Annotated in this window: 1 protein-coding gene; it reads right to left on the reverse strand. The window is 59.1% G+C overall.

All coding sequences use genetic code 11. The features are described from left to right. Nucleotides 1-74: 74 nt before the first annotated feature. The coding region (crcB, locus tag ACW5F0_RS14750; protein ID WP_457000049.1) for a fluoride efflux transporter CrcB at nucleotides 75-523 on the reverse strand (449 nt) is incomplete at its 5' end.

Below are 523 nucleotides of genomic sequence, written 5' to 3' on the forward strand. Positions count from 1 at the left end.
TGGAGCAAAGCACATGGCAAGCTGTACCTGCCATGTGCTTTGCGTAACGAAGCGGCTTCGGCTTGAACGCATTGTTAGGCCTCAGCTCCGCTGGTGAAACGAAGACCTAGCCAGACCGCAGCAATGCCCACGAGGACGCTGCCAAGAATGTACAGCAGAGCAAGGCTGATTTCTCCGCGCCGCAGGAGGGTGAGCGACTCCAGCCCGAACGCTGAGAAGGTAGTGAAGCCACCGAGGATACCGGTGACCAGGAACAGGCGAACCGGCTCAGAGACGGATGTCTTGGAAAGAATGCCCACTAGCAGGCCGATCAGCAGACAGCCCAAACAATTGACAGCGAAAGTGGCCCACGGAAAGCGACCCGCCGGCGCAGCACCTAACCCGACGGCCACAGCGTAACGGGCCACCGAACCGATGAAGCCGCCGAGTCCTACCCACAAGTACGCGCTCATATGTGTTTGAGGCCTAACGCCTGAATTAAGCCGCGCCGCGAAGCGGCGTCGGCTTGAATGAATTGTTAGGC

Source organism: Luteimonas sp. A534 (assembly GCF_054072805.1).